This window comes from Mesorhizobium sp. RSR565B (genome assembly GCF_054719465.1).
This window is the reverse complement of sequence record NZ_JBTTIE010000001.1, coordinates 5,727,719-5,744,489: the sequence shown is the minus strand read 5'-3', so window position 1 is coordinate 5,744,489 and position 16,771 is coordinate 5,727,719. Positions and strand designations below refer to the sequence as shown.

Here is a 16,771-nt window from a genome sequence, read left to right as displayed (position 1 = left end):
ATAAGGTATATAAAATGGCGAGTCGACCTGCAGATCACATCGGTGCGGAGAGCCCGGCGCGTGGCGACAGACTCTCTGTCCGGCTGACTAATGGAGGATCGAAAGGCCTTGTTGAAACCGCAACGCTCAGTCCTCCTTCGGACGGGGCCGAAGCCGAAGATCGAAAGCGACCCGCATCCCGCCGATCAGCATGTCGGCAGGCAGATTGCGACGGTTCGCGTCCAATCGGACGTATCGCAAGCCCAGCTTGCCCGATCCATCGGCATCAGTTTCCAGCAGCTGCAGAAATACGAGAACGCGCGCAATCGCGTGAGCGCGTCGATGCTCTACGAGATCGCCAGTTCGCTCGGCGTTCCTGTCGGCCGCTTCTTTGAAGGCCTGCCGGGAAACGATGAAACCCGCGTCGAGGCGCGGCCCCTGCCGGTCGATGAGCGCCTGGATTTCATTGCCAGCGCGGAGGGTCGGCGACTGATTGAAGGGCTAGTGAAACTTCCGCCGCGTGTGCGCGGTCGCGTCTCGTCCCTGATCGCGGCGTTAGGAGAAGAACTGGCCCAGCTAGACACAAAGGCAGATAGCGAGACGGGCGGCGAGTCCCCGCCGGCGGAATGCAAGACGGTGTGAGCGGTCGGTCGGGCCGTCAGCCGAATTTTCGTGCAGCGGGCAGGGCGATGCGGCCGCAAGTCGGGGACACTTCGATTTCGACGCCGAACGCCCGCGATCGGGTCGCGAATCCCTCGAGGATGTCTCGCGCCGCGCTTCCAGCGACGGCGACGGGTACCAATCTGCCCGTTGCTGATCCGAGAGACTGAGCTTTCGCGCCGATCACGACGGGCAGGAGGTCTATTCCTGCGAGGTTTCCGCTCCCATCATAGCGGCAGGCCGCGACGATGCTTTGCCAGACTTCCGGTGGATCCCATTCGGTTTCCTTCGGGTGGACGTGGAAAAGGAAATTTCCGAGGCCGTAGAAGATCGGCGAGCCATTGTAGATTTCCACTGCCTGCAGCACCGGAGCACCGTGGCTGACGAACAGGTTGGCGCCGGCGTCGATGCACATCCTGGCAAAGGCCTGCACCCAGCGCGGCACGTTCTGCCAACCTGGTTCCCAATGATGGTGGTGCAGATAGGCAATGACGAAATCGCCTTGTGCCGCGGCGTGCCGGATGGCGGACAGATGGATGGCTGCGCTCTGCTGGTCGACTTCGATGAGGCGGCCGAAATCGGCGGCTTGCGTGAACACGGTGCCGTAGAAATTGATCTCCTTGCCGGCTGCCACCTCTACCGGGTCCTCCGGTTGCGCATAGTTGGCCAGTTCAAACGGGGAGCTTTGCAAATGGGCGCCCAGCCTTGCCAGTCTGCTGAAATGTCCGTCCGGCACCCCCATCTTGCGAACGGTGCTCAGGCGATTGACGCCCGGCCGAGCCGGCCGGAAGGCCGTACGGTCTTCGGCATACATGTTGGTCGGGCCAGGGCCTGCATCCATCGCAAGAAGTGCGACCTCGCGCGCGCCCAGCTGGCGGCGGCCCGGTTTCCTCGCATCCGTCTCGTCGGCCCCGATGCCGGCATGGAGGAAGCCCCGCGCTTCCACCTCCTCCAGCGTCGACAGGATGCCGCCAACGCCGAGATCGAAGGCGTGGTTGTTTGCGAGCGCAAGCGCGTTGAAACCGTTCGCCTGCAATGCGTCGAGCACTTCAGCCCTGGAATATCCGAAGTATTTGCCCTTGGTCGGCCACCCGCCGTGCTTGCCCAGGATCGTCGACTCGAAGTTGGTGAAGACGACGTCGCCTTGTCGCAGGAAGTCCGTAACCGCGATGAAGCGTTCGTCTTTGATGTCACGGATATCGTGCTTGATCAGGGATTGGCCGGTAACGACCGCGCAGAACTGGTCTTTCATGGGGCTCGCCTTGAAGGAGGGGAGGGCGCTGGCATTCCGACCGGCGCCACGTCAATGTCGAAGTCGGTTGCTGCCTATTGCGCGACTGCAGGCGAGATATCGCTTTTGAACCATTTCAGGCTCAGCGCCTTGATCGTCCCATCCTTGGTGGCCGCGTCGATGGCCGCGTTGAACCTGGCGAGCAACTCCGTATCGTCTTTGCGCAGACCTGCGCCGACGCCCGGCCCCCAGAGCCCGCCATTCAGTTCAGGGCCGAAAAACACCACATCCGAGCCGGAAGGCGTCTCCAGAAAATCTCGCCACGTGAAATAGTCGGCCAGACCGCCGTCGATGCGACCTGCAGCAAGATCGAGCTTCATGTTGTCCTGGCTGTCATAACTGCGGATGGTCACGACATCGCCCAGCATTTCCTTCACCACTGCTTCCGAATTCGACGAGCGCAGGGCCCCGATCGCCCTGCCGGCGAGTGTCGATCTGAGGCGCTCGATGGTCGCCTTTTCCTTGTCGCCGATGGCCGAAAGGTTGACCTTCTGCTTGATGTCGCCGGCGTCGAGGCCCAGGTCCTTGCGCACAACGAACTGGTTGAAGCCGGTGGCGTAGGGGATCGAGAACGCGATCGACTGCTTGCGTTTTTCCGTGATCGCCATGCCGGACATGATGACGTCGAACTTGCCGACAAGCAGTGCCGGGATGATCCCGTCCCAATCCTGCGGGACGAAGGTACATTTGATCTCGATGCGACGGCACAGTTCCAGTCCGACATCGATATCGTAGCCATAGAGTTGACCGTTCGCGTCGGTGCTGTCCCAGGGAGGCGAGGCGCCTTCGGAGGCGATCGATATGACGCGCGCGCTTTCGGCGCCAGCGGGGAATGCCGACATCAGGGATGCGACAGAAACAGCAATAGCCAGGGGTATGCGCATGATGCACCTCTTCTTTGGTTTGTGATGGAGGGAGCCCAGAACCTGCGGCGTCAGGGCAGGGGCGTCGTGATCTCTGGATCAGGTAGGGCGGGGCGCAATCGCGCCTTTCGTCGACGCACCGGATGGCCGTCGGCCGAGAGCCATCGCTCCAGCAACTGGATCGCTTTCACCGCGATCGAGGTGAGCGATAGGTAGATCGCTCCGGCGACGACGAAGATCTCGTACGGCGCGAACGTGGTCGACACCATCTGTCTCGCCATCCCGGTGATCTCGAGAAGCGTCACGGTGCTGGCCAGGGACGAGCCCTTGATCATCCCGACGATCTCGTTGCCGTAGGCCGGGAGCGATATCCTGAAAGCGATCGGGAAGGTGACCAGGCGAGCGATCTGGAAGCGTTTCAAGCCCAGAGACGTGGCCGCCTCGGTGACACCCTTAGGCACGGACTGGAGACCACGGCACAGGATTTCGGTGGTGTGTGCCGCGCTGTTCAGCGAAAATGTCAGAAGGGCGCACCAAAAGGGGTCGCGCAGGATCACCCAGAAGATGCTGGCCCGCACCGCCTCGATCTGAGCGAGGCCGTAATAGAGCAGGAAGAGCTGAACAAGCATCGGCGTTCCGCGGATCACATAGGTGTATGAGAGCACTGCGAGCGAGAGGCCGGGGCGTCCGAAAGCGCGCATGAAGGCCAGCGGCACGGACAGAAGAAATCCGGCCGTCAGCGACAACACCGTCAGGATCAATGTAAGACCGATGCCCGAGGGCAAGACAACCAGTGCGTCAAATATCAAGCCGAGGTTCATGGGCCTTCCCTCCTACCGGCCGAGAGCCGGATAGCGCCGCTCAGTCAGCCGGATCGACAGCAACGTGACGGTGGTCAGCGACAGATAGAGAGCGGAGGCCGCAAGGTAGAAGGTCAACGGTGCGCGCAAGGATCCGGCCCCCAAATACGCAACGCGCATGATGTCGGTCAGGCCGACGATCGAAACCAGTGCGGTATCCTTGAAGAGCGAAATCCAGAGATTGCCATAGGCAGGCAGCGCCAGCCGCAGCATCTGCGGACCGATGACGAACATCCAGCGCTGCCAGGCGTTCAGCCCAAGCGACTTTGCCGCTTCGGTTTGGCCCGCTGGCACTGCCGCAATCGCGCCGCGAAACACTTCGGTCGCATAACCGCTGAAAATGACCGAGAGCGCGATAACCCCTGCGGTGAATGCGTTCACCTCGACATACCGGCCGGCGATCTTACTGGCGAGCGTGGTTCCGCCGAAGTAGATGAGCAGGATAACGAGAAGTTCTGGTACACCACGGACGACTGTGGTGTAGGCGGCCACGACCGCGTTGAGGCGCGGCTTTGCCGTGCCCTTCGAAATCGCCAAAAACAGCCCGAATGCCGTACCCAGGCAGCCGCTGACAAGAGCCAGGCTTATGGTCACGGTAAGTGCGACAACAAACTGAGTAGTAAAACCACCCATGGGGCGCTTTCCTCGGCTCGCAATTGCCGCAGGATACGCCGGTCTTTATTGCCGAGACCAAGCCATATAACCCAAGGTTGCGAGTTGTTATATTTCTAATGTGCAGTTAATTTGAAATACTGGCCAATTCTAACGCTTAAAATTACACACTCAATCTATAACTTTTATTATTTTATCTATAACGCGTCGTTATATACTGAGGCAGTTCGTTGCTCCCCAGGTTGGCGTTGTCTGCCGCCGGGTGGTTATCAGGGAAAGGCGCGCAGGGAATGGAGTTGTTGCAGAGCGACCTCAAGCTCCGTCAGCTGAAGGTCTTCCGGGAAGTGTTGCGGGCCGGTTCGACTAGGCGGGCGGCGGCTGCGCTCGGGATAAGCCAGCCGGCCGTCAGTCAACATGTGAAGCAGCTTGAGACCACGCTCGGCATCACACTCTTCAAGAGATCAGCCAACCGCATCGTCCCCTTGCAGGAAGCCTGGGAACTCCTGCGAAACGTAGAACTGGCCCTGACGTCGCTGGATCGCCTGGACGCGTCGATCTTCGCTATGAAGAACGAGGAAAAGCAGCGGATTGCGATTGCCGCGCCCTCTGTTTTCGGTTTCGTGACCTTGCCCAAGGTCGTGGCGATTATCCGCTCAAAGACCGCTTCGAATGTCCGGTCGATTTCTGGAAGCTACGAGCAGATCGGCGAACACATCCTGGCCGGCCGCGCCGATCTTGGAATTTCGAGACTGCCTCTGGATCCAGGCTTGTTTGAATGGGCGCCGCTTGGGTCGGCACGAAACGTATGCATTTTTCATCCCGACCACCGCTTTTCAAAACAGACCTGTATTGAGGCGCAAGACCTGGCAGGCGAAACGATCGTCGATATCGATCCCCAGTTTGCCGCCCACCAGATGAACTTCAATGCCTTGCGCTTCGCCGGCGTTGAGCCGGACATACTGGTGGAATTCGATTGCAACGGTCACGAAGCCGGATACGTTTCGGCTGGCCTGGGCATTTCGATCACAAACGAGATCATCGCACGTGAGTACGCGGCGTTTCAGCTGGGAGTAAGGCCAGTGGAACCGTCCGCGCTCTATCACTACGTGGCGATTTGGCAGAGGGGCAGGACCTTTTCCAACGCCTTGAATGTATCGCTCGAGGCGATAATCACAGCGTTTTCGAAGACGCCGACGAGAGAGCAACAGTTTCTCAAGACGTCGTCCTAGCCGGCCATGGTTTATTTCGGTTGGGACGTGCCGCATAAGGCCCAACCGGGAGGCTTTCTGCGAAGTGGCGCGAATGGCTAGCCTGAACGGCCAAACTGATAGCGAGCGCTCCGCGAACGGCTGGATCGACGGCCCCTATCCGGCGCAGATGGTGCCGTTGGCCGTTCCCGAAGCGGTGCAGGAATTGGTGGCTTCCAGTCTAGAAGTCCAGTCTCGCCCAATGGGCGGCCCTACGCCGCCTTAAGCGCAGGCAATTGCGGGATTACGCTCACCAGGCAGGGTGCTGGTCTGGACTGGCACTGGCAATCCGAAAAGCGGACAGACCTCCCAGAGCGCTGGCAGCTTGTTGCAGAGCTTGCGCGCTCCACGCCGTCCTTTCACGCGGCGAAGTTTCTGTGTCGCGCTCGCAGGGCAACAACTCGCCGCTCCCTGGATCCTTGGGGAGCGACGAGCGCGGGTTGCTACCGAACCTTCCGCCGTCGTTGAACTATGCTGGATGAGTCCAGCTACTCCAGATCGATTGCCCGCCGGCTCATGCTGGCGGGCTTTTTGCGTCAGCCGGGAACATTCCCGCTCCAAGGCAGTTCGGTCACACCCGGCTCGTTCTTCAGCGGTCCGGCCGGTGACCAAGATGCGTCCCTCACTCGTCATGGTCGGCCCGCGCAGCCTCGGAAGCAGGCGCGGGCCATCCATCACAAAGCCCGCTGATCCGACCGACGGGCTTCTTCAGTTTCACCACGCAAAGAAAGGCCCGGTCGTGAACTGACCCCATAAAGTTGGACGGTTCATTGAGTTGGTAGGTTTAATGGCTGGTTCCTGTATTGCACAGGGGCCAGCCCTTTCAAGCCCAGATTCCAATTTCCGGAACCATTCAGCGCCATGGATACACGCTCTGCGGGGTGGCTGATCAAGAGCCGATCTGCGCTCACATCATACTTGACGCATCCTCCCTGGGGGGATACCGGTGGGCATGTCCGAAGGCATCCATAGTTCTCATCCGGCTATCGTGAAGCGCTTAAAGCGCGCACAGGGGCATCTTGCATCCGTGCTTGGCATGTTCGAGGCGCAGCGATCCTGCCTGGACCTGGCGCAGCAACTCCATGCAGTGGAGAGCGCCATCAGCAGCGCAAAGCGAGAACTGATCCACGATCATATCGAACATTGTCTGATCGACACGGAAGCGGGAGGCAACTCGCTGGCAGAGCTCAAGCAACTGGCGAAATACCTATGACCAGTATCGGCGCACGCGTCTTGGATTGGTTCGGCTTCGGGTCACATGATCATGACGCGCATGCTCATGACGATGGCTCGCACGGCCATACGCACGGGGTCATCGACGCAACGATTGCAACCACTGACCGCGGCATCTGGGCCATCAAATGGTCGTTCGTCATCTTGGCCATGACGGCGGCATTGCAGATGGCCGTGGTGTTGGTGTCACGCAGCGTGGCGCTGTTGGCCGATACGATCCACAACATAGGCGACGCCACAACCGCCATTCCGCTCTGGATCGCATTCATGCTGGCACGACGCAAGCCGTCACGGACCTTCAGCTACGGCCTTGGCAGGGTAGAGGATCTGGCCGGTATCATTATCGTGCTGATCATTCTGTTCAGCGCCATCGTCGCCGGGTACCAGGCTATCGAGCGCCTGGTCAGTCCGCAGGCAGTGACTCATCTCGGTTGGCTGACCGCGGCGGGCATTGTCGGCTTCCTCGGGAATGAGGCCGTCGCGGTGTTTCGCATCCGTATCGGCAGGGAAATCAACAGTGCGGCGCTCGTCGCCGACGGCTACCATGCCCGCACCGACGGGCTTACCAGCCTTGCAGTGGTCATCGGCGCCATGGGCGTCTGGCTCGGATTTCCACTGGCCGACCCGATCATCGGGCTTCTCATCACGGTCGCTATATTCGGTATCGTCTGGCAATCGGCGCGCTCAGTGCTCACCCGCATGCTCGACGGCGTCGAGCCGGGCGTGATGGCCGAAATTCAGCATGCCGCTGCGCATGTGCAGGGTGCTCGCGTTGTCGACGCCAAGGCCCGCTGGATTGGCCACAAGTTGCATGCCGACATCGCTATTGCAGCCGACGGAACCTTGCCTCTCTCAGAGGCAAACAAGATCACGGCGGCGCTGGAGAACGAACTGTTCGAACACATGCCGGCGCTCGCAGCTGCCAACATCCGGTTTTCGACCGACCAAGGTGAGCACGAGCATCCGCACTCTCATGATCAGGGCGAACATCACGGCCACCAGCACTGACAACTGCCGGAAACCACTCGCTTTTGCCGGTCTCGGCTGATGTTCCAGGCGCTTGTCGAATTTCAGCGCTCCATATACCTGGCGCTCGCAGATCAGATAAAGCTGCTGTCAGTTGGCGGTGATTGGCTTGCGTTCCTTGCCTTTCTGCCGATGGGCCTCCTGTTCGGTGCGGCACATGCTCTGACGCCCGGCCACAGTAAGGCTGTCTTGGCGACTTACCTTGCAGGTTCGGATGCGAAGGTTTCGCGCGGCCTCCTGGTGTCGATTACGCTGTCCTTCACTCACGTGGCGACAGCGGTGCTGATCGCCGTATTCTCCCTGCCGCTCGTCTCGATTGCATTGGGCAGCGTTGGACGCGCACCACTGCTTGAGGGTGTGAGTCGCGGTCTGCTCGGGCTGATCGGCGTCTGGATGCTTTGGCGTTCGGTGAGCCACGGCCACCATCACAAGCATGAGGGCGAGCCGTTGGAGTCATGGCCGGTTTGATTCCGTGCCCGCTGACCCTTTTTGTCATGACCTTCGCGATTTCCAGAGGGGTGCCGGGAGCTGGAATTCTGTTCGCAATCACCATGATGGTGGGCGTGGCCCTAACGCTGTCCAGCGTGGCGGTACTGTCGATCTTGTTTCGGGAGCGCCTGGTGCATTTTTTCGACAGCAGGCCACGGCTGTTCGATACCATATCGCGAGCAATCGAAGGCGCAGCGGGCCTTGCCCTCGCCAGCGTAGCGGTCTGGCAACTTACAGCCGGATAGAGCCACAGCTGTCCACAGACCCTCTCCTTTCTTAGGAAAAGGCGATGAGAAGCTGCGGCACGCAAGGCTGCTGGATTTCTGGGAGGATGATGGAAATGGCCGTGCCTAAGAAATAGCGCGCCACCTACGCCTGGATGTACGGCGCCCAAGCGCGCAAGGATGGCAAGGAGCGTGAGGCGCCAGCTTACTGGCAGGAACATGCCGATGCGTGGCTGCAGGGCTTTGACGGTGTGGCGATGGCTGGTTTTGGTAAGACCAAGACCGTCAAAGACGAGATGGAAGCCGAGGTCGACGAAGCCGCCGTCGAGCGGCCCGCCGAATAGCCATTTTGCCGTATGCCGTATGGTCGTTTTTGATTGAAGAAAGGGCTTCGTTGGGCCTATAGAGATTGCGTTTACCATTGCCTTTTTGGGAGGATGCGATGGTTGCAACGCCCATAGAAATCGCTCAAGCCGCTACTGCGACTACGGCCACCTTGCTGAAGTGGCAGAAGTCCATGGAGGAACGCGCCACGTTTCGCCAGAACATGGATCAATCGCGCAGGGCGATTCAAGCCTCACGCGATCTGCTGAAGCGCCTTCGTCAACGTCATCGCGACGACATGGCGGAAAGTTCGGAAAATGCCAACCCGTCTACTGCGCCGATATCGCAACGCGCCGGCAGCTAGCGGGAGGCGACCAGAGCCGATGTGATGGGTAAAGTTTCACTGGCCGTTCCTTGGGTGGGCAGGCAAGTTAAACTTTGTCAACGAGCGGCCTTTTTCGCGCTCGCGGAAGCGCCACGTGGCTTTCGACCAGGCGCACGTGCTCGGCGTCGACAGTCACCAATGGCCGGAGGCTGACGGTTACCTTGTCCCCGTCGATGCGTGTGACAGGGCCGATCAATTCCATATGCTGGCCAATTACAGCCTTCGAAGTCGAATCGACAACAGAATGCGGGAAGTCGTAGGAGGGGATCGTCACGCTTATGCGATCGGGCGTCACGCGGCCGCGCACAATCGCCGTGACTGCGACCTCGTCGCCAACTTTGATAGTTCCCCGAGCCATGCCCAAGACTTTGGAGCAGCCGGCGCCAGCGTCAAGATGAGGGGGAGCTAATAAAACCCCTCCGCGCCGCGATGCAACATCCAGCGCTAATGCGGATTCCACCTTGAAAGATCGATTCCCCAGGTCTTATAATCCGTAATTAGCCTATTGGAGGTGGAGGGAACTGCGATGGGCGGCACAGTTCAGAACACAAACTCAGACAGTGTGGAGTGGCCGAAGCCTGCTGAGAATGGCTGGTCCGCGTTATAGAGAAGGGCAAGGAAGACAGCTGATCGAGCTCGAATCTTATGCCATGGCCTCTGCGGAAGGCCAACGGATCCGTCTAATCTCGAGAAGTTCGGTCGCGAGGCTTTGCCGGTCCTGTCCCATTCCACTGGATGAACTGCGCGTTCTGGCCGGTGATACGAGCCTTTGAGCTACGGCCGAGTATGGTGAGGCCACGGAGACGATCCGGATCGAAGGGCAAGGAACAGCTTGCCTGCCCCCTTCAGCATTTGGACTTAGGTCTGATTGCTCCGCGTAAATGGCCGAAGCCGGAAACATTTCTCCTTCTACTTTGTTGCAGTGGCCGTGCCGCTGAGGAGAACATGCACAGCGCCTCTATCAAATGAACTGCGCGACGTACCTTTAGAATTCCAATGCCCCTCCTGTTCACGCGCTATGGTGAGAAGGGGATCCTGGCTGAAACGATTGCCGGTTTCAAATGCGATAGTTGCAGGTCCAGAGTGCGGATCGGCTACCAAGAGAAGCTGGCCATATTCGAGCGGCACCTTAGAAAGGTGAGCGCCAGCACAAAGTCAGTGAACAACCGCCCTTGTTAGCGGCCGCTTTAGAGATCGGGTGCAGTGGGTACACGGGCTTTTCCCCGCTATCCTTTTTTCTCCCGGCCCCGCCACCGTCTATTATCGGCGGCTAGGCCGCTATCACCTTCTGAGCGGGCTAGCGATGGAGTGCCTTGGACGGTGAAAACGATTCCGGCATCCTCAAACGCTTTGCGGATGGCGGCGATGTTGTGGGGACGCGGCTTCCTGAATCCGTTCTCAAGATCGCTGATCACCATTTCGCTAAGATTGGCCTTGGCGGCAAGTCGCACACGCGGCCAGTTCAGTAGGGCTCGTGCTGCTCTGACTTGATCTGCTGAGAGGAAGGTTCGGCTGTCCATAGCCAGTCGAACATTTAGTAACGCTAAACTGTTCCTCTTGACCTTCTGCGATTTCTAACGGTGTGAGGCCGGCCTGTCGCAAGCCGTCATCGATTGTGGCTGCAACCTTTCGGACGGTTGTTACCTCGGCTCCAACAAGACGTGCTGCCTGCATTCTTGCTTGGAGATCAGCCAAGCGGGCAGCCAGGGCTTGCGTCCTCTCGAGTTCAGGGTTCGTCATGTTCATTGTCCAGCTGAGTGGCAATTTGAATTTGTCCGGCTGAGTATCGTTTGAATGCACACGCTCGCCACCCAAGGGTGGCGAGCGTGGGTTCGTTCGAAATCTCAGTCGTAAACTTTCACGATCTTGCGGGTGCCCGGATCGACCAGGACCGTGCGGTTGTCGACAACCACGTAACGGTATTTGACGTTCGGGACCTCGTGGATCTCAACAGTTTCCGGCAGAGCTGTCCCGACGTTCAATTCCACGCCGGGAAGGTTCACCGAAGCCAAGGGCTGCTTCTTGACATACTCACGGATGACCGTGTCCTGTTCCGGCTGGATGATAATGTCGTCAGCGGCGGCGGAGCCGATCCCCGCCAAGAGCAACATGGCTGCGGCGGTGTTCACGAAGTGCATCTTCATATCTTCTCTCCTGCAAGGACCGGCACACGACGATCATCGTCCCGCACTGCCCGGCAACCAACTTTGAACCGGGGTAAACGTTCCCGCCTACGCACCTTTGTCTAATCCGATTGGTCTAAAGTCCGACCGTACAACGCAATGGTCTTACCTTTGGACCAGGCGGAACGGATTAGGGCTTCAGCTTGTTGGTTCTCCACAACGGGAGAGAACAAATGGATCAAAGTGTTGGCCAGGCGCGATGGTTGCTCGCACCGATTTTTGCAACAGCCGTTACCTTTCTGGTAATGGCGGTCGTCCTTAGCTGACATGTCTTGGATCGGCGCAGCCAGGTCCCTTCCTGCGCTGATAGGATTCGCGAGTTGCTTGAGCGGCTGGCGAATCCTCTATTTTACCGTGCGCTGGGCCTGCTCCTTCAGCAGGCGGGGCGCTTCGTTCAGCTCATGTAACTTGGGAGGTTTACTATGGATCGGCGATCCTTTTTGACAGCGATATTTGGCGTTGCAGGGGCAGCAGCCTTTGCAAGCGCGGTCCGGCCTATCAACGCATTGGCCGGTGTTCCAGCGGCCAAAAGCGGCATTCTCGAAGAACTCGACGCGCCAGACGCCTTCGACAACGAAGGTACTCACGCGGAAGTGGAGCCGGTCAACCATCGGCGCTACTACGACCAAGATTACGACCCAGACTACGACCCAGATTACTACCACCGGCGCCGCCGCCGCCGGCGGGGCTGGAGAAGAGTCTGCCGTAGTTACTGGCGACACGGGCGCCGTCGGGTCCGGTGCTATCGCCGACGTGGTCCTTCGATCGTCTTGCGATTTTAGCTAGTCGGCTGCTTCTGCCCATGGCCCGTTCCGGCTGACGTGCTGAGAACGGGCCGGTACGATTCCTTTTTCGTGGCAAACGCAATCCATCTGTCCAAGGGCACTCATCAGCAGGGCCGATGGACCTGACTTACAGCTTGGTGGTGTCGCTGTGGTGCGCCAGGAGCGGTCTGACGATCCCTCTTGTGCAGCCCTTCGGCTGCCGCCAGCCTAGGAAGGCTTTTCGGAACGTTTGGTTCTGGCCGTTAGGCCACGGGGCCAAGCTCAGCCATCAGGACACCCCGCAGGCGATGAGCAGCGGGGCCTGGTAAGGCCCGGCGACCTCCTTTTGACATACGGGGAGAAACCAAGAAGGGCGCCGAGCCTTACCGGCGCTGCTTTGAGGGAGCGACGCCGGACGAGATGAGAGTAGGCGATAATGCTAATCTCTGCGGACCATGCAAATGAAGGAAAGCCGTGTGCGATTCTTCGCTATCCAGCCACGAACCTCTGCCTTTCGGACATGGTCGCTCGATCGAAGATGAAGAACGCCTGATGTAGCTGCTCGACTTCGTAGAGCCCGACCCGGATCTCGAACCCTGTCTGGCCGGTGGCATCGAAGTCACCGGGACCGATGACAGGGAAGGCGACGACCATGGCGAAGCGGACGACGAGCGCGAAGCCAACGATGCCGAGTATGGCTTCATAGAGGGAGGGCAAGGCCTCTAATTGTCCGGTCGAGAATGAATAGCCGGCTGCCTGACGGTGGCTGGCTTCAGTTTTTGTGTGGCACGATGTAGCGACTGCTCACCGCACCCGCCCCTGTGCCCCGCGTGACGACAATCGTGCTATACCCGGCTGGAACGGAACCTGTAGCGGAGGGATCGATCGAACTGCATCGCCCCACGATCTCCCCGTTGGGAGCGCCCTCGAGCCTCACGGATAACGCCAACTGGCATGTGTCAAGGGATCCGAACATGGACGGTGATGTATCGAGTGGCTTGCAGACTCCCTGGGCGGGACTGCAAGAAAGCAAAATCATCACAGCTGCAGTTGCCGGATCCATTCGTGAAGCTCCGTTGTTCGACGAGCCTCAACGCAGAATAGCGAGCTTTGTTTCGTCGGTGCTAAAATACGAGTTTTCTGGTCTGGCTCACGGTGGCGGGCTTTCCATTGTCACAGCTTTCGCCTCTCAATTGTCCCGATCCCGAACGGTAAAACAGCGCGATCGGGTCTCAGCCACAGGCCGACGACTATTTCGACCTAATGGTCTCGGAGCGAGCGCGGCTGCCCCATCCACGGTGTAGAGCGTGCTCCAGCTCTACAACTTACAGCGAAGGTTTCGTCTTTGAGATCGTCGAGCGCCGCGGCTGTCGCGGTTACCGGGCTCCCAACGCTCTCTTCCGCATTGCCGGCAGAGGCGAACACTGCGACCAAAAGGCATGCCAAGGATCTGACCGTTACGACGTGAGATGGCCACTGGACGGATATGGCAAGGGAACCTTGGATCGATCCTGACCATGCCGGGCCGATGCTGACGCGCATGCCGTTGGCTCATCGAGACCGAGGAATTCGCAGAGACCATTCATGCTCGCTAACTGCGCATCTCCATGTCAGTCGTCGTAGTCGGGAAGAAATCCATTTCGTTGCCGAAGCAAGTTCGTGACCGTGAAATCAGCTAACCGGCGCCGAAGGAGCGTCAGCATGGCGACGCCGCAGGCGAGACGCCGGGCCGCCGCCCCAAACGAGGGTGCCGTTTCAAGGCTGGTGATTTCGCCAGAGCACAGGGTGCGATTCTGACTACGCACAAGCCAGACGCTGTCATGGCGATGCTGGGTTGGCCGGGCGTAGCGGCTTCGAAGCCGCCGATTACTAGTATTCTCGCTCTGTGGCTGCCGATTCTGCGATTAAGGATTGGATGAATAGGCATGGGGGAGAAAGGCCGCTATTCTAAGCCTCATTCCCCCTCGATGCAGGAATAACGAGATCATGGAGTAGGAAAATCTCATGCTATACGGCGGAGGTTCTTACACGGGCGAGATTCACACCCGCCCAACCACAAGGCGCCCATCCGCTGCCCGATGGACGGTGGATAGAGTTTTGGTGCCATGAGCCAAACCCACACATTACAACCGTCATCTATCCGCTTCCCGGTACAACCACGGCTGGTGCCGGCGATCAAGGCGGCGCGTTATCTCCACCTGACGCTGCGGGAATTCATGGAATTGCTGCCCGCGTTGCAGGATCAAGGCTTTCCCAAGGCCTGCCCAATCACCGGCAACTACGACATGGTTGCGATCGACTCCTGGCTCGATCGACGCTCGGGTCTTGCAGGATCAGGATCCGGCGCGCAGTCTAGCATTGACATTGCAAGAGCGAGGCTGGCGACCCTTGGGTAAGATCAAGTTGAAGCACTACGTCATCCGTAAGGGCAAATACGGCTACTGGCTGCCGACGCCGAAGATGGTCGAAGCTGGCTTCAGATGCATTTCCTGTGGAATCGACGGGCCTGAGGCTTGGACGATAGCCCGGGAGTGGGAAGACCGCTGGCAGGAACTCCGCAAGGGCAGGGAGCCGTCGCGCCTGCATGTATGGCCAAAGGATTCCATCGGAGACGCCTTTGCACGCTATCGCCGCATGGATGCATGGAAGCGCAAGCCACCGCGCACCCGCGAGGATTGGGAGCGCGGTTGGACCTTCATCGAGCCGTACTTCGCCGACCTGCCGCCAGCCGACATCACCCTCGAGCTGCTCGACGACTGGTATGGCCGTCTGCTGCGGGTCAAAGGTGTCGACATCGCCTACCGTGCCGTAAAGACGTGGCGTTCGCTCTATAATGTCATGGCCGGCATGAAGCTATGCCCGCCCGGCTCCGACCCATCGCAGGCGATCCGCCGCCAGACGCCACCACCGCGCCACCAGACCTGGACGGCAGGCGAGGCGGTGCGCATGGTCAAGGGCGCCTGGCGCGCCGGCTACCGCGGACTGGCCTGCATCATCGCCGTTGCGTGGGACACGAGCTTCTCACCCGTCGACGTGCGCACGCTCAAACCGGCGCAGGCAATGCAGACAGCACAGGAATGGGGTTTTCTGATTGCACGCAGCAAGAGTGGCGAGGCGGCTTTCGGCACGCTGTCGTCACGCACGCAGCGCCTGGTGCTGGCCTATGTCGAATCACTAGGCGTCACCCTGCTTGACGATGCGCCGATCTTTCGCTCGCGCGGTTTCGCGCCGGGCCTGAAGGGCGGCCGGCCGCGCGCCGGCGTGCCTTACACGAAGGATTCTCTGGTCGACGACTTTGCCGATCTGCGCACGCTGGTATTCGGGACATCGGAGAAGCGGCGGCTGATGGACATGCGGCGTTCCGGCGCGGTCGAGGCGAATGCCGGAGGCGCGTCGGTCGAGGCAATCTCGGCCAAGATGGGCAATTCGATCGACGGGAACAAGGCGCTGCAGAAGACCTATATGCCGGTCAATCTGGCCGCCGTCCGCTCAGCCGATGCCAGCCGCCGCAAAGGCAGAAAGCTGCTTGGCCTGGAACGGAACGAATACAGAAAGTTGAAACTCTCCGGAGAATGAGAGTTGAAACTTTTCAAGGGGCGGTAGCTAACCCCTTGAAATGAATGGCGCGAGTGACGGGGCTCGAACCCGCGACCTCCGGCGTGACAGGCCGGCACTCTAACCAACTGAGCTACACCCGCGCATTGGACGAGCACGTGTCAGCCGTGTTCGTCGGTGGGGCGGTGGATAAGGGGTTCGCCACCGGGTGTCAAGCGCAGCTGGACAGCATAAACGCAAACAGGAGAAGGTTTTTTGACGGGCGGCACTTTGCCCGCGAAAACCACTGTGCGGCTAAGCTCGCAGCTGTTCATTTGGCCTTGCGAAGCCGGTTGCGACCGCTTAAAGGTCCGGCCGGAGCGGGCGATTAGCTCAGTTGGTAGAGCGCTTCGTTTACACCGAAGATGTCGGCGGTTCGAGCCCGTCATCGCCCACCATATCCCGGCCGACCATATCTCGAATGCCGGGCGCGGCCGCAATGAGCCGCACCCGCACTTCTTTCCCAGTGCAACCTATCGCTTGACGTAGCAGTTCTTCTTCACGCGGCGGATGGGATCCTCGCCAAAGGCGTCGACGCTGCATGTGACGCCGTTCCTGAATACGCCCTGGACGTACTGGCCACGCGCCCCGTATCTCACCAGTTTGCGGCCACGGAACTCGCAGAACCGCCCCTCCGAGGCGCAGGCCACCCATCTGCCGCCGCCCTGGCCGTAGTCGTCATCACCGTAATTGTCATCGTCGTTGTTGTCGCCATAGTCGTCACCGCCGCCGCGCCTCACGATATAGCAAGCCTTGTCGCGGCCGGGCGCCGGGTCGCCAAAGACGCGATTCGTACACGGCACGGCACGACGATCGATGAAGCGCGAAGTGGTCTGCCCGCGCGCGCCGTAGACCACTTCCGAGGGGTAGGGCAGGCGGCAGATTTCGCCTTCGTCGGCGCATCGCTGCATCCGCTGGGCGGATGCGGTGGCTGGAAAAAGAATAGAGACGGACGAGGCCAGGCCGACCAGGCAGATGAATGTAAACGTCATCCGGATCAAAGCATTGAAGGTTTTTGACATGATTTTGTCTCCCGT

General features: G+C 59.7%; 17 protein-coding genes, 2 tRNA genes and 1 pseudogene. 10 read left to right on the top strand and 10 right to left on the bottom strand.

Annotation, left to right across the window (positions count from 1 at the left end; genetic code table 11):
• The first annotated feature begins 108 nt into the window (after nucleotides 1-108).
• Entirely contained in the window at nucleotides 109-621 is a 513-nt protein-coding gene (locus ACYG9R_RS27765; RefSeq protein ID WP_245260152.1) for a helix-turn-helix domain-containing protein, read from the top strand.
• Nucleotides 622-637: 16 nt separating this feature from the next.
• Here the strand turns inward: ACYG9R_RS27765 and ACYG9R_RS27760 are convergent, their stop codons facing one another.
• The 4 genes from ACYG9R_RS27760 to ACYG9R_RS27745 all read right to left on the bottom strand — a co-directional run bounded on the left by ACYG9R_RS27760 (nucleotide 638) and on the right by ACYG9R_RS27745 (nucleotide 4,286).
• The gene (locus ACYG9R_RS27760) at nucleotides 638-1,891 is read right to left on the bottom strand and encodes a CapA family protein (protein ID WP_023731779.1); all 1,254 of its coding nucleotides are present in this window, start codon (nucleotides 1,889-1,891) and stop codon (nucleotides 638-640) included.
• Between the two features lie 74 nt (nucleotides 1,892-1,965).
• Complete coding sequence (locus ACYG9R_RS27755; RefSeq protein WP_023825141.1) at nucleotides 1,966-2,814, bottom strand: transporter substrate-binding domain-containing protein; 849 nt, start codon at nucleotides 2,812-2,814, stop codon at nucleotides 1,966-1,968.
• A gap of 50 nt (nucleotides 2,815-2,864) precedes the next feature.
• Nucleotides 2,865-3,614 (bottom strand): ABC transporter permease, encoded by a 750-nt coding sequence (locus ACYG9R_RS27750; protein WP_023825140.1) that lies wholly within the window; start codon nucleotides 3,612-3,614, stop codon nucleotides 2,865-2,867.
• 12 nt (nucleotides 3,615-3,626) lie between these two features.
• Entirely contained in the window at nucleotides 3,627-4,286 is a 660-nt protein-coding gene (locus ACYG9R_RS27745; RefSeq protein ID WP_023825139.1) for an ABC transporter permease, read from the bottom strand.
• A gap of 269 nt (nucleotides 4,287-4,555) precedes the next feature.
• Here ACYG9R_RS27745 and ACYG9R_RS27740 point away from each other — a divergent pair, with 269 nt between their 5' ends.
• From ACYG9R_RS27740 to ACYG9R_RS27715, 6 genes and pseudogenes are all read left to right on the top strand, one after another.
• Nucleotides 4,556-5,494 carry a LysR family transcriptional regulator gene (locus tag ACYG9R_RS27740; protein ID WP_023825138.1) on the top strand — a complete coding sequence of 313 codons (939 nt, stop codon included), beginning with the start codon at nucleotides 4,556-4,558 and terminating at the stop codon, nucleotides 5,492-5,494.
• A 970-nt stretch (nucleotides 5,495-6,464) separates the two neighbouring features.
• A complete protein-coding gene (locus ACYG9R_RS27735; RefSeq protein ID WP_023684828.1) occupies nucleotides 6,465-6,725 on the top strand; it encodes a metal-sensing transcriptional repressor in 261 nt (86 codons plus the stop codon).
• Nucleotides 6,722-7,753 carry a cation diffusion facilitator family transporter gene (locus ACYG9R_RS27730; RefSeq protein WP_023694080.1) on the top strand — a complete coding sequence of 344 codons (1,032 nt, stop codon included), beginning with the start codon at nucleotides 6,722-6,724 and terminating at the stop codon, nucleotides 7,751-7,753. Before ACYG9R_RS27735 ends, ACYG9R_RS27730 begins: the two co-directional genes overlap by 4 nt.
• 39 nt (nucleotides 7,754-7,792) lie before the next feature.
• Nucleotides 7,793-8,505, top strand: a pseudogene (locus ACYG9R_RS27725) (HoxN/HupN/NixA family nickel/cobalt transporter).
• Between the two features lie 134 nt (nucleotides 8,506-8,639).
• Nucleotides 8,640-8,828 carry a hypothetical protein gene (locus ACYG9R_RS27720; RefSeq protein ID WP_023699951.1) on the top strand — a complete coding sequence of 63 codons (189 nt, stop codon included), beginning with the start codon at nucleotides 8,640-8,642 and terminating at the stop codon, nucleotides 8,826-8,828.
• Between the two features lie 98 nt (nucleotides 8,829-8,926).
• Nucleotides 8,927-9,172: a hypothetical protein gene (locus ACYG9R_RS27715; protein ID WP_023723634.1), complete on the top strand. Its 246-nt coding sequence runs from the start codon at nucleotides 8,927-8,929 to the stop codon at nucleotides 9,170-9,172.
• A gap of 1,247 nt (nucleotides 9,173-10,419) precedes the next feature.
• On the opposite strand, the gene ACYG9R_RS27710 is transcribed toward ACYG9R_RS27715, so the two are convergent.
• From ACYG9R_RS27710 to ACYG9R_RS27695, 4 genes are all read right to left on the bottom strand, one after another.
• Nucleotides 10,420-10,713: a helix-turn-helix domain-containing protein gene (locus ACYG9R_RS27710; protein WP_081726963.1), complete on the bottom strand. Its 294-nt coding sequence runs from the start codon at nucleotides 10,711-10,713 to the stop codon at nucleotides 10,420-10,422.
• Nucleotides 10,714-11,037: 324 nt separating this feature from the next.
• The gene (locus tag ACYG9R_RS27705) at nucleotides 11,038-11,337 is read right to left on the bottom strand and encodes a DUF1236 domain-containing protein (RefSeq protein WP_023669226.1); all 300 of its coding nucleotides are present in this window, start codon (nucleotides 11,335-11,337) and stop codon (nucleotides 11,038-11,040) included.
• Nucleotides 11,338-11,720: 383 nt separating this feature from the next.
• Complete coding sequence (locus ACYG9R_RS27700; protein ID WP_155923348.1) at nucleotides 11,721-11,987, bottom strand: hypothetical protein; 267 nt, start codon at nucleotides 11,985-11,987, stop codon at nucleotides 11,721-11,723.
• Nucleotides 11,988-12,629: 642 nt separating this feature from the next.
• Complete coding sequence (locus ACYG9R_RS27695; RefSeq protein ID WP_023713545.1) at nucleotides 12,630-12,857, bottom strand: hypothetical protein; 228 nt, start codon at nucleotides 12,855-12,857, stop codon at nucleotides 12,630-12,632.
• Nucleotides 12,858-14,245: 1,388 nt separating this feature from the next.
• Between ACYG9R_RS27695 and ACYG9R_RS27690 the strand changes: the two genes are divergently transcribed.
• On the top strand, nucleotides 14,246-14,536 hold the full coding sequence (locus ACYG9R_RS27690) for a hypothetical protein (protein ID WP_155923347.1): 291 nt from the start codon (nucleotides 14,246-14,248) through the stop codon (nucleotides 14,534-14,536).
• On the top strand, nucleotides 14,529-15,716 hold the full coding sequence (locus ACYG9R_RS27685; protein WP_050589311.1) for a protein kinase family protein: 1,188 nt from the start codon (nucleotides 14,529-14,531) through the stop codon (nucleotides 15,714-15,716). Before ACYG9R_RS27690 ends, ACYG9R_RS27685 begins: the two co-directional genes overlap by 8 nt.
• Nucleotides 15,717-15,761: 45 nt before the next feature.
• On the opposite strand, the gene ACYG9R_RS27680 is transcribed toward ACYG9R_RS27685, so the two are convergent.
• A tRNA-Asp gene (locus ACYG9R_RS27680) sits at nucleotides 15,762-15,838 on the bottom strand.
• Between the two features lie 218 nt (nucleotides 15,839-16,056).
• On the opposite strand from ACYG9R_RS27680, the gene ACYG9R_RS27675 reads away from it, so the two are divergent.
• A tRNA-Val gene (locus ACYG9R_RS27675) sits at nucleotides 16,057-16,132 on the top strand.
• A gap of 75 nt (nucleotides 16,133-16,207) precedes the next feature.
• Here ACYG9R_RS27675 and ACYG9R_RS27670 read toward each other — a convergent pair.
• Nucleotides 16,208-16,756 carry a hypothetical protein gene (locus ACYG9R_RS27670; protein ID WP_023825135.1) on the bottom strand — a complete coding sequence of 183 codons (549 nt, stop codon included), beginning with the start codon at nucleotides 16,754-16,756 and terminating at the stop codon, nucleotides 16,208-16,210.
• Between the last annotated feature and the right edge of the window lie 15 nt (nucleotides 16,757-16,771).